Below are 24,831 nucleotides of genomic sequence, written 5' to 3'. Positions count from 1 at the left end.
CCGGCCGCCGGCCGTCAGGCGTCGCGTGCGCCGGACAGATCCCCTCCGGTCTGCTCGAGCAGGGTGCGGGCGGCGGCACGACCGGATTCGATCATGCGGTCGTACTGGTGGAACTCCAGCAGCCCCACGCCCATCGAGTGCGGCGTGAGCACCCACGCGCCCTGGCGCTGGGCCTCGGCCGCCCCGCCACCGCCGATCATGAGCGTGCGCAGCATCGTCTCGCCCAGAGGAGGCACGCGCACCGGCCGCGGCGTGCCGTCGGACGCAGGCCGCCGATGCCCTCCGCCCATCGAGATGTTCACAGCGACGATCGGCCCCTCGTCGCGCTCGGTGACGACGTCCACCGGCAGATTGTCGAGCACACCGCCATCGACCAGCAGCCGGCCCTCGCTCGGGATCGGCGCGAACAGCACCGGCAGCCGCGACGACGCGGCGAGCGCATCGACCATCGACCCGGTCCGGTGCACCACCGGCGCCCTGCTGAGCAGGTCGGTGCTGACGCAGCGGAATCCCCGGGGCAGCTCCTCGAGCCGCCAGTCGCCGAACGTGCGCACCAGGCCCTTTTGCACGCGTCTGCCGCCTGCGAGCGACGTGCGCGGCAGGTGGTAGTCGCCGAGCGCGTTCTCTCGCACGAACTCCTGGTACGTCACATCGGCCACCTCGGGCGCCGTGACCCCGGTGGCGTAGTACCCCGCGATGATCGCGCCCATGCTCGCGCCGGCCAGCCGGTCGACGCGGACCCCGGCCTCCTCGAGCTCGAGCAGCACGCCGACGTGCGTGATGGCACGCGCGCCCCCGCCGCCGAGGACCAGGGCGATCGACCGGCCGGCCAGCCGGTCGACCAGCCCCCGCACGGCGCTCGGAACGTGACCGGTCGCCGATGCCTCACCCGGGGTGAGATCCGTGATGCGCCAGGGGTCGACGGCCCGCAGCCAGGCATGCCGGGCCGTGCGGGAGCGCGCGTCCGTGACGAGCACCAGCTCGGGGCGGCCCGTCATCCGTGGCATCGTGCTGGCCGGGGGCTCCCCAACCGTCCCGACCAGCACGACCGTATCGGCCTCCCGCGCGCAGCGAGCGACCCATTCCTCGTCGTTCCCCGCAGCGACGAGGAGGACCAGGGCGTTCTCAGCTTCGGCCCGATCCACCTGCTCGGGCGCGTGACGGCCGACGAGCATCGCGACGCGCAGATGCTCGGCCAGTCCTCGTCGCAGCAGCGCGGCGACGTCTTCGACGGGCGCGCCCCGGCACACCCCGACCACCGCGACGAGGCTCGGGCGCGCCGCGAGGCGGGTGACCGACGGGCTCGCGTCGGCGAGCTGGTGCGCGAGCGCGGTGACCAGAGCCGTCAGTGCCGTGGCATCCTCGCCGATCGTCCGGTCCAGCAGAGCGCGAGAGACCTCGAGCACCTGGCAGTCGCGACGCGCGCGAATGGATGCCGAGCGGCGCCCTCCGGTGAACAGGGCCAGTTCGCCCACGACGGCGCCGGGCCCGAGTTCGCGCACGACCTGGTCGCCGATGACGACCTCGGCGCGGCCCGAGAGCAGGACGAACATCGATTCCGCGACGTCTCCGACCTGCAGCAGCCACCCGCCGGCGGGCACCACCCGTCGCAGGGCGGTGGCGAGGATCCGCTCTCGCGCCGCCTCCGGCAGCCTGCCGAACAGGGACTCCTCGACCGGCGGAAGCGAGCGGCGCATCACGACCGACCGCGACGACGTGGGCTGGCGCAGGTCGGGCGGGACGCCCTCCCCGTCGACGGCCGTCTGCTCGTCATGGTGCCGGATCCGGCCCATGAACAGCGTGATGACCGCCCCCGCGGCGAACGACACGATGCACACCGTCCAGCTGTCGCGCAGGCTGGGCACCACCGTGGCGGCGGTCGGCGTGCCGAGGATCACGACCAGCACTGCGACGCCGATCGTGCCGCCGACCTGGCGGGCGCTGGAGATCACCGCCGATGCGGTGGCGTACCGTCCGCCCGGCTGCGACGCGAGCGTCGAGGCGGCCAGCAGCGGCAGCGTCGCCCCGACGCCGACGCCGCTGATGATCTGGCCGGGCAGCCACTGCGCCCAGAACGACGGAGCCGTGCCCACCGCCTGCACGTACCAGACGTAGCCCAGCGCCCAGACGACGAATCCGGCCGCGATGATCCACCGGTAGCCGTACCGCGCGGCGACGGGTTCGAGCAGGCCGGCCACGACCGCCGCGACAAGGGCGCCCGGGATGAGCGCCAGCCCCGCCTCGAGCACCGTGTACCGCCACACGTACTGCAGCCAGAGCACGTTGGTCAGCATGTAGCCGAAGAAGCCGACGCCGGCGACGAGGGTCGCGACGTTCGCGACGAGGAAGGGCCGGTTGCGCATCATCGCCAGGTCGAGCACAGGCGCCGGGTGCCGCATGGAGCTGAGGACGAATCCGACCAGCAGCACCGCGGCGCCCCCCGCGGCGCCCCACAGCATGAGACTGGCCGGGCCCCACTCCGAGCCCTTGATGATCGCAAGGGTGGTCAACCCCAGGGCGCCCGCCAGCAGCACGGCCCCGCGCATGTCGGGCATCCGGCGCCGCCCGGGCGCACGGCTGTTGACGAGATGGCGCAGGCCCAGCCACCAGGCGACCACGCCCAACGGCAGGTTGATCCAGAACGCCCAGGTCCAGCCGCCGGCCTCGACGACCAGGCCGCCGAGGGGCGGGCCGAGTCCGGCCGCGACCGCGGCTGCCGCCGACCACAGCCCGACCGCCCGTGCGCGCTTGCCGGCCGGGAACCCCTCGATGACCAGCGCCAGCGAGGCCGGCACGATCATCGCAGCCCCCACTGCCTGGGCGATGCGGCCCGCCACCAGCAGGCCGATCGACGGGGCCAGCGCGCAGACGGCCGAGGCCACCGTGAACAGTCCCACGCCGAACAGGTAGAGGCGGCGGCGGCCGACCACGTCACCGAGGCGGCCGAACACGATCATGAACGCGGCGAACACGACGTTGAACGCGTTCAGCACCCACGAGATGTTCCCGATCGAATCGCCGGGGAACGAGGCCCGGATGCTCGGGAACGCGATGTTCACGATCGTGGCGTCCAGAAACGCCAGCACGGCGCCGAAGGATGCCACGAGCAGAACGGTGCGCCCCGGGATCCGACCGCGTCGAGGCACCGCCACATGCAGGGTGTCGGCGATCGGGTCGAAGTCGGTGTCCTCCCGGGACTGAAGCGCCATAGGCCCAGGATGGGCAGGACGCTCCGGCCGAAACCTCCGTGATCTCACGGATCTTTTCCGCCGCCGCGCGCGCCAGACTGACAGCACCCGATGCCCGTCGCCGCAATCCGCCGTGCGCGGGCCGACCCACAAGGAGTGTGTGTCATGTCGCATCAACGGATCCAGCCCAGGCTCCATCGCACGCGCTCGCTCATCGCCCTCGCCGTGCTGTCGCTGCTCGCCCTGACCGCGCCGCAGGCGGGCCTGAGCGCCGCCTACGCCGCCCCTGCGCCACCCAAACCCACGTCGATCACTGTGACGGCGCAGACCGACCCGACCCTCGCCGCCGACCTCGCCGGCACACCCGGCCAGGCCATGCCGGACGTGCTCACCGCGGTCGGTCAGTCGTTCCAGATCACAGTCTCGCTGTGGGCGGGGCTGCAGCCGGCGTCGTACCCCACCCCGACCACCGTCACCCTCTCGCCGTCCGGACCCGGGACGCTCGCCCTCGTCGGCGGTGGCTCGGCGGTGATCCCCAAGAACCAGACCACCGCGACGTTCGACGTGACGTACTCGGCGCCGAGTTCCGCCCTCACCATCACGGGCACCGTGGGCTCGGGCAACAAGCAGCTGGTCGGGCAGACGGCATCCTTCCCCGTCGAGCTGACGCTGAACGTCCTCGGCGGCAGCGATGCCTCGCTGACGAACGGCACCGCCGGGGCGGACGGCTCCGGCTGCACGACCGTCGACGCCCAGCACCCGATGTGCGGCATCGTCACGCTGCCGAACGGGGCCACCGGCAACGTCGCGCTCTCGCTCGGACTGTGCCCGAGCAGCACTGCGTGCGCCACGGGCGGCCTGGTGACCCAGCTGATCGCGAACCTGAACGGCACGGACGGCGCCGGCCTGTACACCCGGACGAGCCCCGCGCAGATGACGATCGTGTGCGACAAGTCGATCTGCGGGCAGGGCGGCGTGCCGTCGTACCTCGCCCAGTGGTCGCAGTCGGCCACCGGAGCGCTGACCACGGCCCCCGCGTGCCCCGCCAAGGGCGTGATCGGCGCCGACCAGCAGTTCTGCACCGACACGGTCTCGAGCACTCGTGACAACGCCGGCGACCTGCGACTGGTCGTCCTGTTCCTCGACGATGTGCGAGGGACGATCTGACGGCTCAGGCCACGACGCCCAGGGCGTCCAACGCGCGCCGCGACTCCGCCTGCAGTGCGGGGTCGCGGGTCGCGTGGGCCAGCGCCAGGCGCAGCAGCGCGGGTTCGTAGCCGCCGTACGTCCCGGTCGTCCGGGCCAGTCCCGCCCGCGCAGCGGCGGCTGCCTGCTCGTGGCGCCCTTGGGCGACGAGGGCCTGCGCCCGGATGCGATGCAGACGGGCGAGGGTGTCGGATGCCTTCGCCTCGGCGGCCCGGATCGTCCGGTCGATCAGCTCCAGGGCTTGCGCGGTGTTCCCCTCGCCGGCCAGCGCCTCGGCGCGGGCGGCGTCCAGCAGGGCGACCTCGGTGGCCAGTTCCAGCCCCGACAGGACGGCGCGGGCCCGCTCGAACGACGCCCAGGCGCTCGCCCGATCGCCAGTGCCCGCCTCGGCCCGCGCCTGCTCCCGCAGCACGAGTCCGACGAGCTCTTCGTCGTCGACGCGGCGCGCCAGGCGCAGGGCGACCCGCAGCACCGGCAGTGCCTCGTCGTACCGCCCCTGTGCCACCAGCACATCGGCCCGGTTGTACACCGCGGTCGCCTCGTTGGCGTCGTCGCCCAGGCGGTGGAAGCTCTCGGCCGCCCGGGTGAACGCGTCGATCGCCTGCCCCCAGCCGCCGGTGTTGTACGCGTCGATGGCGAGGTTGTTGAGGGTCAGCGCCTGCCCGCTCAGGTCGTCGAGCTGCTCGTACAGCGCGAGGGCGAGCTGACCGTACGGGCGGTCCTCAGCGAGCGCGGACGCGCCGTAGGCCAGGTGCAGCGCGTTGAACGCGTGCGCCAGCACCTCGCGGTCGTCGGCTGCCTCGGCCCAGCCCACCCCGAGCCGACCCCACCGCACCGCCTCGACGGCCCGGCCCTGCAGATGCATGCAGAAGCCGTATCGAGTCGCGAGCCGGGCGCGCACGGCATCCGCCGCCGTCCCCTCCGCGCCGTCGAGCAGCCGCATGGCGCGGGTCAGCTGGGCCAGAGCCGGGCGGTAGCGCCCCAGCCGCAGGGTGATCCGCGCCTCTTTGTAGAGCACGTCGGCGGTGGCCACCACCTCGGCGCCCATCTCGCGCCGCGCGCGCCGCAGCGCGGTCAGCGCCGCGGTGCCGTCCCCGGCCATGTCCAGGCTCTCGCCGAGCGAGACCCAGGCGGCCGCGCGCGCGGCGGCGGCGATCTGCGGCAGGTGCGCGGCGCTGTCCAGCGCCCGCTCGAAGAACGCCGCCGCCTGGCCGTACGCGTACTTGTCGCGCGCCTCGGCGCCCGCGCGCAGCGACGCCGACCACGCCTTGTCGTACAGCCCGGCCGCGTGGAAGTGCAGGCTCAGCAGATCGGGTGTGGCGCCGCGGTCGCCGCCGGACGCCTCGAGGGTCAGCGCGACGCGCTCGTGCATCTCGCGGCGCTGCCGGAACGGCAGGCCGGCGTAGGCGACGTCGCGCACCATCGCATGGCGGAACTCGAGCTCGCCGGACTCGACCGTGCGGACGAACTCGTCCAGCCGGCCGGTGATCTCGTCGGGGCGGACCCGGTCCGGGTGCACCCGGGCGAGGAAGACCGGGTCGAAGCGCGTACCGAGCACCGCGGCCAGCCGCAGCAGCGTCCGGTCGGCGGGTGCCAGGCGGTCGATGTCGACCAGCAGCACCGCCTCGACCGAGCCCGGCAGGTCATCCACCCCGGCCGACGAGTGCACGCTCGTGGCCAGCGACGTGAGGAACAGTGGGTTGCCGTGCGCACGCTCGGCCATCGCCTCGAGCGTGTGCCGGCTCGGACGGGTGGCACCGACGGCGGACTCGAGCAGCTCGAAGGCCTGCTCCGGGGCCATCTCGCCGAGCGCGATGCGCTCGTCGTCCGGCTCGGCGATCTGCGGCACGAACCCCACGGGGATCTCGCGGCGCGTCACGATCACGCACCAGGGCCGCCGGTGCGCCTCGCTGTTCAGCCGGTGCAGCAGCGAGCCCGACGCCTCGTCCATCAGGTGGGTGTCCTCGAACACGAACATCGTCGGCGTGGTCAGCAGCGCCGCCAGCAGCGCGACCGTGACGGCCTCGATCCGGCCGCGCCGGAACTTCGGGTCCACCTCGTCGACCTCGCGGGTCGACGGCAGCTCGAGGTCGAGCGGCACGCCCAGCAGCGGCAGCCACGGCACGAGGTCGGTGGCGCTGCGACGCACGTCGTCCACCAGTCTGGCCGTCGCCTCGGCGGGTGCGGCATGCGGTCCGAGCCCGAGCACGGCCCGCAGCAGCACCCCGATCGCCGCGTACGGGGTGGCGCTGTCATAGCTCGAAACCCCCGTGACCAGCCGCCGCATCCCCTCGGGATCGCCCAGCTCGCCGATCAGCCGCGACTTGCCGATGCCCGGCTCGCCGACCACGTCCACGACCGATCCCCGTCCGGCCATCGCGTCGGCCAGCCGCGAGCGCAGTGCGGCCAGCTCGGCGCGACGCCCCACGAAGCGCGTCTGGTCGTGATTCGTGCCCGACCGCTCCCGCACCAGGCGCACCACCACCGCGTGGACCGGGTCACGCTTGCCCTTCACCGCGAACGGCGGCAGCGATTCGCTCTCGACGTCGGCGTGCGACTCGTCCACGACGCGGATGGTCGCCACGACCTGCCCGGCCGCCGCACGGCCCAGCAGGCGGGCGGCCAGGTTGACCGCGTCCCCTTTGATCGAGTACGTCCGTCGCAGCGCGGGACCGAGCTCGCCCGTGAACACGTGCCCCGCGTTCACGCCGACGCGCACGTCGAGCAGCCGATCCTGCCCGGTCGTGCTGTGCGACGCGATGTCGAGCGCGGCCCGCAGCATCCGCTCCGCGTCGTGGCCGGCGCTGCGCGGCGCGCCCGCGGTGAGCATGATCTTGCCGCCGTCGTCGGCGATGTCGGACTCGAAGAACGTCACGCCGTGGCGCAGGCACGCCTGCTGCACCGCGGCGACCACGTCGTGGACGGCGCCGGTCGCGGCATCCACCCCTCTGTTCTCGAGCAGCTCGTCGGCGCCCGAGAACTGCACGAACGCCACCGCGATCGGCCGATGCTCGGGGGCGGCGAGGCCCGCCTGCAGATGGGCGCGGATGCCGGGCGGCAGCGTGTCGGCGATGGAGGGGCTGGATGCCTCGACGGCGGCGGCCTCGGACGGCGGCGCCGGCGCGGGCGCCGGGCATGAGCCGAGCAGACGCGCAGCCGTCCCCCTGACGTCCACGACGCCCCCGAGCACTCCGGCCGGCAGGAGCGCGGCGGTCGCGGCGCTCACCAGGATCTGCCCGGCCCCGCACACCTGCTCGACAGCGGTGAGGTGGCTGCTTTCGGGACCGGCCACGATCAGCTCGCGATGGCTGGCCGTGTCCCCGACGAAGAAGAAGTCGAATCCGCGGGAGTCGTCACCGTCGCCCGCGTCGGCGCTGTGGATCCCGATCGACATGCGCAACGGCGCCGGCACCGGCAGGGCGCGCGTGCGCACGAGCTCGCGCAGACGCGCACGCATGCGATGCGCCGCGTGCGCGGCCCGGGCTGCGTGGCCGTCGCCGCGGAGCAGCAGCAGCACCGCGTCACCGCCCCATTTGAGCAGGTCGGCGCCGTCGTCGAGCGCCGGGGCCAGCAGGGTCGCGAACGTCTGGTCGAGGGTGTCGCTCATCAGCTCGGCGCCGACCTTGCCGCGCCGCGCGAGCCGCTCGGTCAGCCGCGTGAAACCGGAGATGTCGGCGAAGACCATCGTGCCCGGCAGGCGCCGGTGCCGGCGCTCGGGGCAGTCGCGCAGCCATTCCGCGGCCAGCCGTGAGGCGAACGGCTGCAGAGTGCCCTCCCGCCCGCTCATCGGCGCACCGCCGCCGGTAGACTCTGGCACGGGGGTACTGGGAGAAAGGCGGGGGCCAGCGCATGCGCTCGACGATCCGCCGTGCGGTCCCCTCCCCTCCGCCCCGGCACGTGTTCATCGGCCGTGATGCCGAGCTCGACCAACTGGTCGAGGCGTTCCCCACGGGCGATGCGCCGACCGGTCGCTTCATCGCGGTCAGTGGCGAGGGCGGGATCGGCAAGACGTCGCTGATCGACGCGGCGGTACGGCGGGCCCTGCCGCACCACGTCGTGCTGACCGCGAGCGCCGACGCGATGGACCGTCGCCGCCCCTACGGGCTGCTGATCGACGCGTTCGCCCCGCGACTGTCGGACCAGGACCGGGTCGTCGTCTCGGAGCCGAACCGCTACGCCGCCGGCGAGCGCCTGTACGCGCTGATCGACGAGGTGGCCGTCGCGCCGACGATCCTCGTGCTCGAGGACCTGCAGTGGGCAGACCCCGACTCGCTCGGGCTGCTGGCCCGACTGAGCCGGACGCTCGAGCAGCTGCCGCTGACGATCATCGGCTCGATGCGCACGCAGGCGCGGCACGAGACGCCGCCCGAGCTCGACCGGCTGCTGAGCGTGCTCAGCGAGCGTGACCTGCTGCGGCCGATCGATCTGACCCCGCTGTCCGACGCGGCGTGCCTGAAGATCACCGAGCGTCTCGCCGGCGGGCGGGTCGAGGGACCGCTCGCGCGGTACGTCACCGCGGCCGGCGGCAATCCCCTCTTCCTGACCGAGATGGTCCGAGCGCTGCTGCGCGACGGCGCGCTCACGATCGGCGCGAGCGGAGAGGCGCTGCTGGACGCGCCCGTGGGCCCCTCGCCGTCGCTGGCGATGGTCATGATGCGCCACCTCAGCCACCTGAGCGCCCCGACGCGAGAGCTGCTGAGCTCGGCCGCCCTGCTCGGCACCCGGTTCTCGGTCGCGCAGCTGCGCGTGGTGGCAGATCGCCCGATGAGCGCGCTCGTCCCGCTGCTGCAGGAGTCGTTCGCCGCCGGGTTCCTCGCCGAGACCGAAGAGGACGTGCTCGGCTTTCGGCACGAGCTCATCCAGGAGGTGCTGCTGCACGACCTGCCCACCGCGGTGCGCGCAGAGCTGCAGCGCGAGATCGCGCTGCGGCTGGATGCGGCCGACGTCGCGCCCGAGACCGTGGCCGGGCATCTGCTGCGCGCCCCGACCGCGCCGCAGGACCTGCCGTGGATCCTGCAGCTCGCGCAGCGCACGGCGTTGGCAGCCCCCGCGACGGCCGCCGAGCTCTGGGAACGCGTGATCGCCACGACCGCGCCCGGCGACGCGATGAACGTCCGAGCGACGGCCGGCCTGGCGCGGGCCGCGCTGAGCGCCGGCCGGGCGGCGCAGTCGTGCGCCCTGGCCGAGAGCGCGCTGCGGCGCGACGTCCCCGCCGACGTGCTGCCGGACCTGAGCGCGACCTACACGCACGCCCTGATGCAGCAGCATCGCCATGCCGAGGCCCGCGACCAGACCGAGCGGTACGCCGTCTCGGAGGTGCTCGAGCCCGCCGACCGAGCGGCCCACCTCGCGTTCGCCGGCTGGCCCCGTCTCATGCTCGGCGATCTCGACGGCGCCAAGCGCATGGCCCGCGAGGGCGCGCAGATGGCCGCCGAGGTCGGCAACCACGGCGCCGAAGTGCTCGCGCTCACACTGCACGGACAGATCGCCGAGTTCCAGGGCGACCTCGACCTCGGCATCGATCTGCTCATGCAGGCGACGGCGACCGCCGACCGGCATCCGTCCCTCGGCTCGATCGAGTCGTTCCCGCACGCGCTGCTGGCCCTGGCGCTGGCCGACACCGACCGCACCGCCGAGGCGCTCGCCCTGCTGCAGCGCGCCCTGCAGGTCTCCGAGGAGTTCGGCTACCGCACCGGAGTGGTCGCCGCCCACGCGTTCGGCGCGCAGGCGCGCAGCCGTACCGGCATCCTCTCCGACACCACGGCCGAGCTCGACGCACATCGGTCCCTGGTGGACTCGATGGATGTCCGCATGAACCCGCCGATGTTCGGACTGCGCGCCCACCTGGTGGCGCATCAGAGCGGGCCGGCCGCCGCGCTGGAATGGTCGACCCTGCTCGACCCGCCGCCCGACCGCTCCTTCTGGGCCGGCCGCGGGCGCGCCTGGATGTGGCTCGGGCTGAGCCAGGCCCCGCGGGCGCGGGGCGACGACGCCGCGACCTTCGCGGTGCTCTGGGACGGCTGGCACGAGCTGCGCCACGGCGACATGCTGATGGACTGCGCCGACCTCGCCCTCGACCTCGCGACCCTCGCGCACCGCGTGGCGCACACCCATGCCCCGCAGCGGCGGGTCGCGCTGGAGTCCGCGCACGAGGTCGCCGAGGTCGTCACCGCGCTCGCCGATCGCAACCCCGGCGTCACCCACCTGCGGGCCACCGCGCTGGCGGTGCAGAACGCCGGGGCGGTGCCGAGCATCGGGGACGGGGAGGGCGACGGCGAGCCGGGGGCGCTCGTCGAGGCCGCGCGGCTCATGGCGGGCACGCCGAGACGATTGGATGCCGCGCGACTGGCCGAGCTCGCGGCGCTCGCATTGCCGGCACGCGACGACCAGACCCGGGCGCTCGCGGAGTCGTCGCTGCGCCTGTATGCCGAGATCGGCGCCGATCACGACGTCGCGCGCACGCGGGCGGTCTTCCGGCGCGCGGGCGTCGCGGTGCTCGCGCATCCGCGCGCGCGGCCGACGTTCGGCTGGGGCTCGCTCACCCGCACCGAGCTGCGCATCGCCGACCAGGTGGCCACGGGCGCGACCAATCCCGAGATCGCCCAGCGTCTGAGCGTCTCGCGGCGAACGGTCGAGAGCCATGTGTCAAACGTCCTCACCAAGCTCGGGCTGCGCTCGCGCACCGAGCTCGCCGTGTTCGTCGCTCGACGTCTCGAGGACTCCGGACAGCACGGCTAGCAGGTCGATCCAGCCGCGGAAGGGCATCGCCTCCCCACGGCAGCGGACCCGACCGACCGGCGGATCCGCGTCGTCCAGCACGATCTCGATGCGCACGCTGCCAGCCTGACCCCTTCGTGGCGGCCCGGGATCCGTGAGTTCACGGATCTTATCGGGCGTCGGGCGTGGACAACCGCCGGGAGAGCGTGCCCTACTCCCCCACCGTCTCGGATCCGAGGTGCCTCGACATCGCCGCCGCCTCGGCGATCAGCTGCTTGCGCAGTCCGGGCGCCGAGCGAAGATCGATGCGCTGTGTGGGCGCGGCGATCGTCATCGCCGCCACGACCTCTCCGGTGTGACCGATCACCGGGACCGAAATGCTCGAGAGCCCCTCCTCCTGCTCCTGCGCGCACATCGCATACCCGTCTCGCCGGACGGCCGCGAGCTCGGCGCGCAGGACCTCGGGGTCGGTGATCGTGTACGGCGTCTTACGCTCCAGCGGACCGGAGCCCAGGAACTCGTCGAGGAAGTCCGCGCTCTGCCACGCCAGCAGCACCTTGCCGGATGCGTTCGTGTGCAGCGGCGAGCGCCTGCCGACGTTCGCGACCATCGCGAACGAGTCCGCCGACTGGCCGCGGTCGATGTAGAGCACCGAATTGTCGTCCAGGATCGCCAGCAGCACGGCCTCGCCGGTCGCATCGGCGAGCGTGTCCAGGTGGAATCGGCCGACCCGAGTGAGATCGGTGGAGCGCACGACGGCGCTGCCCAGCTCGTACATGCCCCAGGTCAGCCGGTAGCGGGCGGACCCGTCCTTGGCCACCAAGCCTTCGAGCTCGAGCGTCTTGAGCAGGTTGAACGTCGCCGGTTTGCTCAGCCCGACATCCGCCGCCAGCTCGCCGAGGCTGCTGGGTCCGCTGGACCTCGAGAGGCTCTTGAGCAGCTTGACCGCATGGACCACGGAGCGGACCGTACGGGATCCGTCCTTCACCGTGGCGCTCTGCGTCTGTGAAGCGTTCATTCCGTTCCCTCGATTCGCCACTGTCGAGCGTAACTCGTCCGACTGCCCTCACGCCGTCCCGTGCGCGGCGCGCGACCGACGCGACAGCGAATCGACCACGACGGCCAGCACGAGCACGCCGCCGGTGATCATGAAGCGGATCGACGAGTCCAGATTCAGCAGGTTCAGCCCGCTCGCGATCGCCTCGATCACGAGGATGCCCAGCAGCGCCGACTGCGCGCTGCCACGTCCGCCGAACAGGCTGGTGCCTCCGATGACGGCCGCCGCGATGGCGTCCAGGTTCACGTCGCCGGTCCCGCTGCTGAGGGTCGCGGCGGCAAGGCGACCGGCCGCCATCAGTCCGCCGGCGGCAGCCAGCACGCTGGAGAGGATGAACGCGGTCAAGTAGATGCGATCGACCCGGATGCCGGCGCGACGGGCAGCCTCGACGTTGCCGCCGATCGCGAACATGGCCCGCCCCCAGCGCGTGCGGCGCAGGGCGTACGCCACCACGCCGATCACCGCGAGGAAGAACAGGAACATGATCGCCACTCCGCGCGACTGGTTCAGATACCAGACGACCGCTTCGAGGCCGACGAGAAGAAGGATGCCGCGGATCCAGATGCCCGCTGCAGACGCCGCCGACAGCCGGTCGCGCCGCCGCTTGGCTGCGGAGGCGAGGGTGACGACGACATACACCCCGGCGATCACCACCACGAGGACGTACGACGCCACCGGCGCGAGGAACATCTTCTGCGCGAACCGCACGATGAAGGAGTCGAACGGCAGGTTGATGGAGCCGTTGGTGCCCAGGATGAACAGCTGGAACCCGAGGACGGCCAGCAGGCCGCCGAGCGTCGAGACGAAGCTCGGCACTCCGAACCGGAGGAACAGCAGCGCATAGATCGCGCCGAGCGCCGCACCCATTGCGAGCGGCAGGGTCAGCGACAGCCACAGCGGCCACCCCAGCTGCACGAATGTGACGGCGAGGATCGCGGCGGCGAATCCGCTGACCGAGCCGATGGACAGGTCGATCTGGGCGAGGAGCAGCACGAGCACCACCCCGACGGCGATCGTGCCCACGGCCGCGCTGTCGAGCATGAGGTTGACGAGGTTGATGCTGGACAGGAACAGCGGGTTCAGCGTCTGGAACACCACTGCGATGATCACGAGGCCGATGATCACCGGCAGCGACCCGATGTCGCCGCGGCGGATGCGACCCCACAGCGTGCGCAGCTCACCCGCGATGCCGGTCGCGGACTGCAGCCGCTCATCCTGCAGATCGAGGGTCACGGGTGTCGATGCCTCGACCCGGGGCTTGAGGCTCATCTGATCTGCTCCTTCGCCGGAGGGTTGTCGACGTGGTGGGCCGCTGCACGCTTGGTGACGGAGTTGTCGGCGGCACCGGTGATGGCGGTGATGATGTCTTCGTAGCTGACGTCGCGGGTGATGAACGCGCCGTTGTTGCGGCCGAGCCGGAGCACCACGATGCGGTCCGACACGTTCTGCACGTTGGCCATGTTGTGGCTGATCAGGATGACGCCCAGCCCGTGGTCGCGGAGCCGCTCGACGAGGTTGAGCACCTCGGCGGTCTGCGCGACGCCGAGCGCCGCGGTCGGCTCGTCGAGGATCACCACGGACGGCTCTCCGACCAGCGATCGTGCGATGGCGACCGTCTGCCGCTGACCTCCCGACAGACTCGCCACGGGAATGCGCACGGAGGGGATCTTCGCCGACAGCTGCGCCAGCAGGCCCCAGGATCGCTTCTCCATGTCGACCTCGTCCATGGCCAGCGTCGATCCGCTCTCACGGCCGAGGAACAGGTTCTGGACGACGTCGAGGTTGTCGCACAGGGCGAGGTCCTGATAGACGGTCGCGATGCCCAGCTGCTGCGCGTCCAGCGGCGACGAGATGGTCACCGGCTCGCCGCGCCATTCAATGGACCCCGCGTCGGCGGGATGAGCCCCGGCGAGGATCTTCACGAGCGTCGACTTGCCGGCGCCGTTGTCGCCGACCAGCGCGACGATCTCGCCCGCGTACACATCGAGGTCGACGTCGGTCAGGGCGCTGACGGCGCCGAACGCCTTGGAGATGCCGCGCAGCGAGAGCAGCGGACGCTCAGCGGCAGACGCTTCGGGTTCTGGTGTCGTGGTGCTCACGGTGCTCCTTCTGCGGTGACGTCGAGGGACCCTTCGGCCGGCCGGGTCGGGTCCCGGCCGGCCTCCGGTCGCCTACTGGATGCCGTGCGCCGTGCACGCCGCCGCGAACTGGGTGGTGCAGATGTCGCTCACCTTGTAGACCCCGTCCTTCACGACCGTCGATGCGACCGTGTCGGCGGTGACCGACTGCGGCTGCTGCAGGAACGCCGGGATGCCGTCGACCGAGTCGGTCGAGGTCGGCGTCTTGCCCTGAGCGAGCTCGAGCGCCACCTTGACGGCCTGGTCGGCCTCGCCCTTGAAGGAGTTGTAGACGGTCATGTACTGCTGACCGGCCAGGATCGACTGGACACTGGCGAGCGTCGCATCCAGGCCCGTGGTCGGCACGAGCTTCATGCCCGCCGCGTTCATCGCCGAGATGGCCGCCTGCGCGTTGCCGTCGTTCGCGGTGTAGAAGGCGACGATCTTGTTGCCGAACTTGGCGATCTGCGACGCGGCGAACTTCTCCGCGGTGGGGCCGTCCCACGTCTCGAGGTGGGCGAGCACCTTGTAGCCCGCCGGCTCGATCTGGCTGAGCGCGCCCTTGCGGATGTTCACGGCGTTGTTGTCGGTGCTGGCGCCGTTGATCATGACGATCCCGCTGCCGGCCGGAACCTTGTCGGCCTTCAGCTTCTCGACGAGCGCCTGCCCCTGCAGCTCGCCCACCTTCTCGTAGTTGTTCGAGATGATGTACGACAGCTGCGGGCTCTTGATGAGCCGGTCGTAGGCGACGACGGGCACGTGCTGTGCGACGGCCTGGTCGACGATGCTGGCAGCGGCCACGCCGTCCCACGGGTCGACGACGAGCACCTTGGCGCCCTGCGTCAGCATCGAGTTCGCCTGCTGCTGCTGCTTCGATGCGTCCTGGTTCGCGTTCGCATAGAGCACCTCGCATTTCGGGCAGGCCTGCTTGAGCGCCGCTTCGAAGCTCGGGCGATCCTGCGTCTCATATCGCGTCGATGTCTCGTCCGGCAGCAGCAGCCCCACTTTGAAGCCGGATTCGACCGATGCCGCCTGATCGCTGTTTCCGGGCTGTGGACCCGCGGATCCCGACTCCGGCGCACACGCGACCAGACCCAGACCCGCGAACAGCAGGACGGCGCCGAGGAGCGTCGCCGCCCTGCCGCCGGTTGTGATCTTCATGGAAAGCCTCCATCCCTGGTGTCGTCGTCCTCGACGATCGACAGAAGCGTCGCATCGGCCGCAGAGCGCAACAAGGGCTTTCCGAACAAAAGTGTTAGGCAGTGGCGAACAGCGTTCATTGCTCGCTAATCGACCGACCTTGCCCTGGAGCGAGTCGCGACCGCGCCGCCAGCTCCGCGGAGATGTGCGCCGCGGCGGCGTGCAGTCGCCCTCGGAGGCGGTCGGGCGAGATCGCGCGCAGCTGCACCGTCGGGAACGCGACGGCGACGGCCGCGCACACCGAGCGGTCGGCGCGCAGCACCGGAACCGCGACACTCGAGAGCAGCGGTTCCTGCTCCTCCCAGCACACGGCATAGCCGCGATCCTTCGTGGCGACCAGTTCACGGCGCAGCGCGCGGGGATCGGTGATCGTCGCCGTCGTCTTGGCCACCAGGCCTGCGCGCAGCACACGATCGACGCGCAGCTCCGGGAGTGCGGTGAGCAGCACTTTGCCGGATGCCGTCGTGTGCAGCGGCGAGCGCAAACCCGTGTCCGCGCGCATGCGGATGGTCGCGGCATCCTCTCTGTCGATGTACAGCACGCCGTCACGGTCGAGCACCGAGACCAGCACGGCGCCTCCGGTCGCGCGCGCCAGCTCATGCAGCGCCTGCCGGGCGGCGCCCGTCATCCGCTGTGCCTCCACCACGGCGCATGAGTACTCGTACAGTCGCCACGACAACGCGTATCGCAGCCGGTCGTCGCGGCCGATGAGCTGCTCGCCCACCAGCGTCGACAGCAGGTTGTACGTCGCCGGCTTGCTCAGCCCCGCCCGCCGCGCCAGGGTGCTGAGCGTCAACGGCGCGCCGGCCGCGGCCAGACACCGCAGCAGGGTCATCGCATGTCGCACCGATCCCACGGTGCGAACGATGCCTGCGGCGGCCGCGTCGGGAACTTCGGTCATGGCATGCTCACCCCTACTTCGTCGTAGCGTTAGCACCTCGCAAACACCATTATCTCACCGCTATTGATCGTAGGCCAGCCCCGATCTAGCGTCGTGATGACGCCTCGCAGGAGCCGTCGTGAGACGAGGGAGAAGCCGATGCCGCAGCGTCCACTGGACATCGATCGCGCATTGGACGTCGCCCAGTCGCAGGTGGACCGGCTCATCGCGGCACACCCCGACCGCGTCCCGGTGTACACGACGCACGGCGAATGGGTCTTCGACGAAGACCCATGGGCTCCGGTGTGGACCGCGGGATTCCTCACGGGGCAGCTCTGGATCTTCGCCGAGCGCACCGGCGAGTCCCGCTGGTACGACGCGGCCCGCCGCTACAGTCTGGCGCTGGAGCAGCGCAAGCTCGACACCGGCACGCACGACATCGGCTTCATCTTCACGCCGAGCTGGGGCCGCTGGCACGAACTGGAGCCGTCGGCACGCACCGCCGACGTCCTCGTGCAGGCCGGGCGCACGATGGCCGGTCGCTTCAATCCGCACGGGCGGTACCTGAGCACATGGGTCGCGGCCGGCAGCACGTTCATCGACATCATGATGAACATCGACATCATCTTCCGTGCGGCGACCCTGCGCGGCGACGCCGCCCTGACGGACGTCGCGGTCCAGCACGCGCTCACGACGCGCCGCTTCCTCGTGCGCGGAGACGCGACCACCGTCCACGAAGGCTGGTTCGATCCGGCCTCGGGCGAGTTCCTCCGCGCGGCCACGCATCAAGGGTTCCGCGCGGACTCCTGCTGGGCGCGCGGACTCGCGTGGGGTCTGTACGGCTTCGGCACCGCCTACCTGCACACCGAGGACCCGCGTTTCCTCACAACCGCCGAGTCCCTCGCCCGCACCTACATCGAGCGCACCGGAGATGCCCTCGTCCCGCCGAACGACTGGGACGACCCGCGCCCGACTCAGAAGCACGAGGCATCGGCCGCAAGCATCGCCGCGGCGGGCCTGCTGCAGCTGGCCGGGCTCGCCGGCGGTCACGGCGCCGACTACGCACGCTATGCGGCCCGGATCCTCGGCACTCTCGCCGGCCCGGGCTACCTCGCCGACCCGACGGGCAGCTGGGAAGGCGTCATCCGCCACGCGATCTACCACTCCGCGCGCGGACTGGGCGTGGACGAGTCTGTGATGTGGGGCGACTACTACTTCACCGAAGCACTCTGGCGACTGGCATCCTCGTCTCAGCTGCGGACCCTCGCGGGTATCGCCGATCAGACCTCGTCCACCGACACACACCAGGAGATCCTGCAATGAGCCAGCACTTCTCATCGCCGCCGCGGCTGATCATGGGCGCGGACGCCCTCGAGACCGCCGCCGCCGAACTCGCAGCCCTCGGCACGCACGCGCTGATCGTCACCGACCCGGGCATCGTCGCCGCGGGGATCCATGCGACCGTCACCGACGTGCTGGGCTCGACCCTGCCCACCACGACGTTCGCCGACGTCGTCGGCAACCCCGATATCGCCACGGTGCGCCGGGCGGATGCTGCCCGGCGCGACGCCGGGGCGGACGTCATCGTCGCGATCGGCGGCGGCTCGAGCATCGACGTGGCCAAGTCGGTCGCGGTGCTCGGCGCGAACGGGGGCGACATCGCCGACTACGAGGGCGTGGACCGCTTCACGAACCGGCCCCTGCCCGTGCTCGTGATCCCGACGACGGTCGGCTCGGGGTCGGAGGTGACCAAGGGCGCGGTCATCATGAACCCCGAGACGCAGGTCAAGATGATCATCGTGTCGGACCTCATGTTCGCCACGATCGCGGTGCTCGATCCCCGCGTGGTCGCCGGGCTCCCCGGACGGATCGCCGCGACGACGGGAATGGATGCTCTGACCCACGCGATCGAGGCCTACGTCGCCAAGGGCGCGAACCCCGTCACCGACGCCATCAACCTCGGCGCGATCGAGATCATCGGCAAGAACCTCGTGGCGGCCTCGCGCGGCGACGCCGACGCGCTGTACAGCATGCTCGTCGCGTCATCGATGGCGGGCATCGGATTCCACGACGCGGGCCTGGGCGCCGTGCACGCCCTGGCGAACACCCTGGGTGCGCATTTCGGCGTGCACCACGGCACCGCCAACGCACTGTTCCTGCCATATGTGATCGACTTCAACATCCCGGCTGCCCCCGCACGGTTCGCACGCATCGCAGCGGCGCTGGGTGAGGATGTCGCGGGCCTGGACGAGGGCGAGGCCGCCCTGCGCGCATCCGCGGCGGTGCACCGCCTGGCCGACGAGACCGGGGTGCCGCAGCGGCTCGCGGACGTGAACGTCCCGGTCGAGGCCATCCCCGAGCTCGCACGCGACGCGTTCATCCAGGCCGATCTGCCCGGCAACCCCCGCGAGGTGTCGCTCGACGACCTCATCGCACTGTACGAGAAGGCGATCTGACGGGACGTGCCACGCCTCGTCGTCGTACCGAAGGAGACAACATGACCATCGCAGCACCCCGCGCCGTGCCGCACTTCATCGCCGGAGACACCGTCGACAGCGATGGAGCCGAGCCGATCGACCGGCTCGCACCGGCGACCGGCGCCGTCGTGAGCATCGTGCAGGCCGGCGGCGAGCGCGAGGTGGCGCGTGCCGTGCGCGCCGCCCGCGACGCATTCGACGACGGGCCGTGGCCCCGGATGACGGGGCTCGAGCGCTCTGTGCGCATCAACCGCGTCGCCGACCTCATCGAGCGCGACGCCGACCGTCTCGCCGTGCTCGACGCCGAAGAGACCGGCAAGCCAATCACCCTCGCCGAGAACGACATCGCCGGCGCGGCAGGTCTGTGGCGGTATGCGGCATCCCTCGCCCTGACCATGAGCGGCGCGACCTATACGAACAACGGCCCCGACTTCACCGGGCTCGTGCTGCGCGAGCCGATCGGCGTCGTGGGCCTCATCGTGCCGTGGAACTTCCCGGCCCTGATCCTCAGCCAGAAGCTGCCGTTCGCGCTGGCCGCCGGCTGCACGGCCATCGTCAAGCCCTCCGAGCTCACCAGCTCGAGTGCACTCGAGATCGTGCGGCTCACCGCCGAGGCCGGCATCCCCGCCGGTGTCGTCTCGATGGTCGCCGGCGACGGCCGGGCAGGTGGCGCGATCGCCGCCGCCGAGGGCATCGACCTCGTGTCGTTCACCGGCTCGACGGTCACCGGCCGCAAGGTCATCGCCGCGTCCGCCGGCACCATCAAGAAGCTGTCGCTCGAGCTCGGCGGCAACGCCGCCAACGTCGTGTTCGCCGACGCCGACCTGGCCGACGCCGCCGCCGGCGTCGTGTTCGGGGTGAACTTCAACAACGGCGAGTGCTGCGTCTCGCAGCCCCGCCTGCTCGTGGACCGGGATGTCGCCGACGACTTCGTCGCCGAGGTCGCCCGGCAGACCCGGCTGCTGAAGGTCGGCCAGCCCATGGATCGCACGACCGACGTCGGTGCGCTGATCCACGCCGGTCACCTCGCGAAGGTCACGTCGTACATCGACGGCGCGGCATCCTCTGACGCCGAGGTCATCGTCGGCGGATCGCGGCTGACCGACGGCGAGTTCGCGCTCGGCCAGTTCGTGGCGCCGACGGTCATCGACCGCGTCGGGCCCGAGACCCCGGCCTTCCAGGACGAGATCTTCGGCCCCGTGCTGACCGTGACGCGGTTCGCCTCACGCGACGAGGCCGTGCGCCTGGCCAATGCCGTGCCGTACGGACTGGCCAACAGCGTGTGGTCGAAGAACGTCGACACCGTGCTCGACGTGGCCAAGGCGCTCAAGAGCGGCACCGTGTACGCGAACACGACGATCGACGCACCGCCGCAGATGCCGTTCGGCGGATACAAGCAGAGCGGGGTCGGGCGCGAGATGGGACAGGCCGGCTTCGAGGAGTTCACCGAGCTGAAGTCGGTCAACATCCGCACCGGCAAGCGCGCGGGCACCTTCTCGGTTCCGGCCCCGCGGTGATGACCGGTCCACGGCAGGATGGCACCATGGCCGCCCAGATCACGTGCGAGACCCTCGACGGCGGCGTCGCACTGCTGACGCTGCACAACCCGCCGCTGAACCTCATCACGCTCGGGCTCACGGCTCAGCTGATCGACGCCGTCGCACGCATCCGCGCCGACCGCGGCATCCGCGCCCTGGTCATCACCGGTGCCGGCGACCGCGCGTTCTGCGCGGGAGCCGACATCCGCGAGTTCGACGCCGTGCGCGACGACGTGGTCGGCAAGAAGCTCGCCCGCGAGAACGAGGCCATGTCGGCGGTCGCCGCACTGCCGATCCCGACGATCGCCGCGATCGGAGGCGTCTGCCTCGGCGGCGGCGGCGAACTGGCGCTCGCGTGCGATCTGCGGGTGATGGACGAGAGGTCGGCGATCGGGTTCCCCGAAGTGCACCTCGGTGTGTTCCCCGGTTCAGGCGGCGTGATCCGGCTGCCGCGCCTGGTCGGACCGGCCCGCGCGCTGGATCTGCTGTACACGGGTCGCACGATCGGTGCCGACGAGGCGCTGCGGTGGGGACTCGTGAACAGAGTGGTGGATGCCGGCAGTGCGCTCGACGCGTCGCTCGCGCTGGCCGGGGCCCTGGCCGCGGGACCGGCGCTCGCGTTGTCGCTGATCAAATCGGGGGTCGCGGCATCCCCCCTCCAGACCGACGACGAGGCCGTCGCGGCATCCCTCGTCGACAGCGCGAGCGTCTTCCGCGGACCCGACCTCGAAGAGGGGCTCGCGGCGTTCGCCGCCAAGCGGCCACCGCACTTCACCGCGCCGCGCGATACGGCCGACGACGTCATCGAGACACAGGAGGAGCCCGCATGACCGGAATGCTCGACGGGATCAAGGTCGTCAGCTTCACGCACTATCTGCAGGGTCCGTCCTGCTCGCAGCTGCTGGGCGACCTCGGCGCCGACGTCGTGCGCATCGAGCCGATCGGCGGATCGTACGAACGATTCTGGTCCGGGGCCCGCGTTTTCGTCGGCGAGCAGAGCGTGTTCTTCCTGCTGGCCGGGCGCAACCAGCGCAGCGCCGAGATCAACCTCCGCTCCGAGGCGGGTGAGCAGGTGCTGTGGCGCATGCTCGAACGCGCCGATGTCGTGGTCGAGAACTTCCGGCCCGGTGTGCTCGAACGCCGCGGGTTCGGCTACGAGGCTGTCAAGGCGCGCAACCCCGGCATCGTGTACTGCTCGCTGACCGGCTTCGGGCCCACCGGTCCCCTCGCGGCGCGGCCGGGGCAGGACCTGCTGATGCAGTCCTTCAGCGGTCTCGCCTCGTTGAACGGTCGCGCGGGCGATCCGCCGGTGCTGGTCGGGTCGGCGATCGTCGACGAGCACTCGGCAGCGCTCGGCGCCATGGGCATCGCCGCCGCGCTCGTGCGACGGGCGCGCACCGGTGAAGGCGCGAAGGTCGACGGAAACCTCCTGTCCGCCGCGATGGATCTGCAGCTCGAGCCGTTGAACGCGCATCTGAACGGCGGAGAGCTGTGGGATCGCAGCCCCTCCGGGATCTCGTCGCGGTTCCACCAGGCTCCCTATGGCGTGTTCCAGACGTCGGACGGGTGGCTCACGCTGTCGCTCGCGGACGGCGCGACCCTCGCCGACGCGTTCGACGATCCGCGATTGGCCGCATTCACGCGCGACGACCAGTTCGACCAGCGCGAGCAGGTCAACGAGATCATCGTCGAGCACATGCGCCGGCAGACGACCGCGCATTGGCGCGAGCGCCTCGACGAGATCGGCGTGTGGAACTCGCCGGTGAACGAATACGCCGATCTGCTGGACGAACCGCAGATCGCGGCGAACGAGACGGTGTTGACCTTCGAGCATCCCGAAGCGGGGACGGTGCGCGTCGTGAACCACCCCGTCAAGTACGACGGCAGCACGCCTCCGCTGCGCTTGATCCCGCCGACCGTCGGCGAGCACACCGACGCCGTGCTGCGCGAGGTCGGCTACACGACGGACGACATCGACCGCATGCGCTCCGAAGGGGCGATCGGGCCCGACCGCACGGTGGTGGGCTTCGACCGGCGGCTGTCCGAACCCGCGTCCTCCTACTCGGCGAAGCGCTGAGCCGCAGTTCGACGTCCTGCGGCTCATGTGCCGCGGCGCCACGAAGAAGGATGTCGCGACCCGAGATCCGCCCCGCGAGTCCGCCGTGCGCGAACTCGGGCCACAGCCAACTCCGACGGCGCAGACTGAGGGCGTGAACGAGACAGAGCCGGACGCTGACGCGCTGGACGCGTACTCCGCGACCGTGATCCGCGTCACCCGCTCGGTGCTGCCGTCGGTGGCGGCCGTGACCGTCCGCTCACACCGGGGCGGAGGGGCGGGAAGCGCCTCGGTGATCACCAACGACGGACACCTGCTGACCAGCGCACACGTCGTCGACGGCGCCGAGCAGATCGACCTCGCCTTCTCGGACGGCACCGGCACCGCGGCTCGCCTCGAGGGCGCCGATCCGCTCTCGGACCTCGCGGTTCTGTGCGCCGACGGACCGACACCGCCGCCGGTGCCGCTGGGCGACGCGACCGCCCTGCACGTCGGCCAGCTGGTGGTGGCGCTCGGCAATCCGCTCGGCCTGGCCGGCAGTGTCACCGCCGGCATCGTGTCGGGACTCGGCCGCTCACTTCCGACCCGGTCGGGCCGGGTCATCGACGAGGTGATCCAGACCGACGCCGCACTCAACCCGGGCAGCAGCGGCGGGGTCCTCGCCGACAGCGCGGCGCGCATGGTGGGCGTCAACACGGCCGTTGCCGGCGTGGGGCTGGGCCTGGCGGTGCCGATCAACGCGACGACCCGGGCGATCATCGACGCGCTGCGCTCGACGGGCCGGGTGCGGCGCGCGTGGCTGGGCGTCGCGGGCGCGCGGGTGCGGCTGAATCCCGAAGCGGCGGCGAAGGTGGGGGCGGATGCCGGGATGCAGGTCGTCTCGGTCGTGCCGGGCAGCCCCGCGGCCGCCGCCGGTGCCCGCTCGGGCGACATCGTGATCTCGCTCGACGGCATCCCGATCCTCGATCCGACCGGCGTGCAGCGGGCGATGGTCGAGACGGCGATCGGCCGCCGGATGGAGATGACCGTGTGGCGCAACGGCGCTCTGGTCGACGTCGTCGTCGAGCCCGAAGAGCTGCGCGTGCCGTGAGCCGGGGGCCGTCCGCGGCTGGGCGTAGGTTGGAGGGATGCCCCGCATCCTCGCCGTCACCGGCGGCCACGTCGTCCCCGTCAGCGCAGACCCCATCCCGAACGGCACGGTCATCGTGACCGACGGGGTCATCACCGCCGTGGGCGGCCCCGACATGGCGGTGCCCACCGGGGCCGAGGTCGTCGACGCCGCCGGCTCGTGGGTGGTGCCCGGTTTCGTCGAGTCGCACGGGCACGTGGGCGTTCACGAGGACGGCGAGGGCTGGTCGGGCAACGACACGAACGAGATGACCGACCCGAACGGGTCGCGGTTCCGGGCGATCGACGGCATCGACATCGAAGAGGTCGGCTTCCGTGACGCGCTGCGCGGCGGGGTCACCACCGTGGTCGTCAAGCCCGGATCGGGCAACCCGATCGGCGGGCGCACGGTGGCGATCAAGACCTGGGGAGGCCGCACCGTCGACGAGCAGGTGCTCGCCGGCGACGTGTCGGTGAAGTCCGCGCTGGGCGAGAACCCGAAGCGCGTCTGGGGCGAGAAGAGCAAGACCCCCGCCACGCGGCTGGGCGTGGCATCCATTCTCCGCGACGCGTTCACGGCCGCGCAGTCGTACGCCAAGAAGCGGGATGCCGCAGCCGAGAAGGGCGAGCCCTTCGAGCGGGACCTGGGCAAAGAGACCCTGGCCGCGGTGCTTGCCGGCGACCTGCTGTGGGACCAGCACTGCCACCGGCACGACGACATCGCCACGGCCATACGCATCGCCGAGGAGTTCGGCTACACCCTCGTGGTCAACCACGGCACCGAGGCGCACAAGATCGCCGACGTGCTCGCCGAGAAGCACATTCCGGTCATCTTCGGGCCGCTGCTGACCTCGCGCTCGAAGGTCGAGCTGCGTGACCGGGCGATCGGCAACCTCGCCCTGATCGCCGCGGCCGGCGTGAAGGTCGCGATCACGACCGACCATCCCGTCGTGCCGATCGACCAGCTGCGGCTGCAGGCGATCCTCGCGGTGCGCGAGGGGCTGCCGGCCGCGACGGCGCTGTCGGCTCTGACCGCGAACCCGGCCGAGATCCTGCGGCTGCAGGACCGGGTCGGCGCCCTCGAGACCGGACGTGACGGCGACATCGTCGTCTGGTCGGGTGACCCGCTCGCGGTCGATTCACGCGTCGAGCGCGTGTTCATCGAGGGCCGCATGGTCTACGGACCGGCCGCGGACGAAACGGATGCCGTGACCCCGCGCGTCGTCGAGCGCTGGGCGCGGTTCGGCCGTAGATCCTGGATGGGGTGACGACAGGCGGTCAACCGCTC

At 71.6% G+C, this 24,831-nt stretch carries 16 protein-coding genes; 9 read left to right on the top strand and 7 right to left on the bottom strand.

Annotated features, from left to right (window positions below; all coding sequences use genetic code 11):
- Positions 1-14 precede the first annotated feature (14 nt).
- The gene (locus AC3RX0_RS12130; protein ID WP_491506235.1) at positions 15-3,209 is read right to left on the bottom strand and encodes an MFS transporter; all 3,195 of its coding nucleotides are present in this window, start codon (positions 3,207-3,209) and stop codon (positions 15-17) included.
- A 144-nt stretch (positions 3,210-3,353) separates the two neighbouring features.
- Between AC3RX0_RS12130 and AC3RX0_RS12125 the strand changes: the two genes are divergently transcribed.
- Complete coding sequence (locus tag AC3RX0_RS12125) at positions 3,354-4,355, top strand: hypothetical protein (protein ID WP_491506234.1); 1,002 nt, start codon at positions 3,354-3,356, stop codon at positions 4,353-4,355.
- Positions 4,356-4,359: 4 nt separating this feature from the next.
- Here the strand turns inward: AC3RX0_RS12125 and AC3RX0_RS12120 are convergent, their stop codons facing one another.
- Complete coding sequence (locus AC3RX0_RS12120; RefSeq protein WP_491506233.1) at positions 4,360-8,211, bottom strand: AAA family ATPase; 3,852 nt, start codon at positions 8,209-8,211, stop codon at positions 4,360-4,362.
- 32 nt (positions 8,212-8,243) lie between these two features.
- Between AC3RX0_RS12120 and AC3RX0_RS12115 the strand changes: the two genes are divergently transcribed.
- A complete protein-coding gene (locus tag AC3RX0_RS12115; protein ID WP_491506232.1) occupies positions 8,244-11,132 on the top strand; it encodes a helix-turn-helix transcriptional regulator in 2,889 nt (962 codons plus the stop codon).
- Positions 11,133-11,322: 190 nt separating this feature from the next.
- On the opposite strand, the gene AC3RX0_RS12110 is transcribed toward AC3RX0_RS12115, so the two are convergent.
- From AC3RX0_RS12110 to AC3RX0_RS12090, 5 genes are all read right to left on the bottom strand, one after another.
- Positions 11,323-12,129, bottom strand: coding sequence for an IclR family transcriptional regulator (locus tag AC3RX0_RS12110; RefSeq protein WP_491506231.1), 807 nt, complete (start codon positions 12,127-12,129; stop codon positions 11,323-11,325).
- Between the two features lie 48 nt (positions 12,130-12,177).
- The gene (locus AC3RX0_RS12105) at positions 12,178-13,437 is read right to left on the bottom strand and encodes a sugar ABC transporter permease (RefSeq protein WP_491506230.1); all 1,260 of its coding nucleotides are present in this window, start codon (positions 13,435-13,437) and stop codon (positions 12,178-12,180) included.
- Positions 13,434-14,267, bottom strand: coding sequence for an ATP-binding cassette domain-containing protein (locus AC3RX0_RS12100; protein WP_491506229.1), 834 nt, complete (start codon positions 14,265-14,267; stop codon positions 13,434-13,436). The genes AC3RX0_RS12105 and AC3RX0_RS12100 overlap by 4 nt, the downstream gene beginning before the upstream one ends.
- 72 nt (positions 14,268-14,339) lie before the next feature.
- Entirely contained in the window at positions 14,340-15,446 is a 1,107-nt protein-coding gene (locus AC3RX0_RS12095) for a substrate-binding domain-containing protein (RefSeq protein WP_491506228.1), read from the bottom strand.
- Positions 15,447-15,561: 115 nt separating this feature from the next.
- Positions 15,562-16,386 (bottom strand): IclR family transcriptional regulator, encoded by an 825-nt coding sequence (locus tag AC3RX0_RS12090; RefSeq protein ID WP_491506227.1) that lies wholly within the window; start codon positions 16,384-16,386, stop codon positions 15,562-15,564.
- A gap of 138 nt (positions 16,387-16,524) precedes the next feature.
- On the opposite strand from AC3RX0_RS12090, the gene AC3RX0_RS12085 reads away from it, so the two are divergent.
- The 7 genes from AC3RX0_RS12085 (at position 16,525) to AC3RX0_RS12055 (ending at position 24,811) form a co-directional block, all read left to right on the top strand.
- Positions 16,525-17,688 (top strand): glycoside hydrolase family 88 protein, encoded by a 1,164-nt coding sequence (locus AC3RX0_RS12085; protein WP_491506226.1) that lies wholly within the window; start codon positions 16,525-16,527, stop codon positions 17,686-17,688.
- Complete coding sequence (locus AC3RX0_RS12080) at positions 17,685-18,821, top strand: iron-containing alcohol dehydrogenase (protein ID WP_491506225.1); 1,137 nt, start codon at positions 17,685-17,687, stop codon at positions 18,819-18,821. The genes AC3RX0_RS12085 and AC3RX0_RS12080 overlap by 4 nt, the downstream gene beginning before the upstream one ends.
- 41 nt (positions 18,822-18,862) lie before the next feature.
- Positions 18,863-20,359 carry an aldehyde dehydrogenase family protein gene (locus AC3RX0_RS12075; protein WP_491506224.1) on the top strand — a complete coding sequence of 499 codons (1,497 nt, stop codon included), beginning with the start codon at positions 18,863-18,865 and terminating at the stop codon, positions 20,357-20,359.
- Between the two features lie 26 nt (positions 20,360-20,385).
- Positions 20,386-21,210: an enoyl-CoA hydratase/isomerase family protein gene (locus AC3RX0_RS12070; protein WP_491506223.1), complete on the top strand. Its 825-nt coding sequence runs from the start codon at positions 20,386-20,388 to the stop codon at positions 21,208-21,210.
- Positions 21,207-22,457: a CaiB/BaiF CoA transferase family protein gene (locus tag AC3RX0_RS12065; RefSeq protein WP_491506222.1), complete on the top strand. Its 1,251-nt coding sequence runs from the start codon at positions 21,207-21,209 to the stop codon at positions 22,455-22,457. Before AC3RX0_RS12070 ends, AC3RX0_RS12065 begins: the two co-directional genes overlap by 4 nt.
- Before the next feature lie 133 nt (positions 22,458-22,590).
- Entirely contained in the window at positions 22,591-23,526 is a 936-nt protein-coding gene (locus tag AC3RX0_RS12060) for a S1C family serine protease (protein WP_491506221.1), read from the top strand.
- A 37-nt stretch (positions 23,527-23,563) separates the two neighbouring features.
- The gene (locus AC3RX0_RS12055) at positions 23,564-24,811 is read left to right on the top strand and encodes an amidohydrolase (RefSeq protein WP_491506220.1); all 1,248 of its coding nucleotides are present in this window, start codon (positions 23,564-23,566) and stop codon (positions 24,809-24,811) included.
- The last annotated feature ends 20 nt before the right edge of the window (positions 24,812-24,831 follow it).

It is taken from the genome of Microbacterium sp. W1-4-2, from assembly GCF_058349885.2.
Note: the sequence above shows the minus strand (reverse complement) of the source record. Positions and strands in the feature narration are given on the sequence as shown.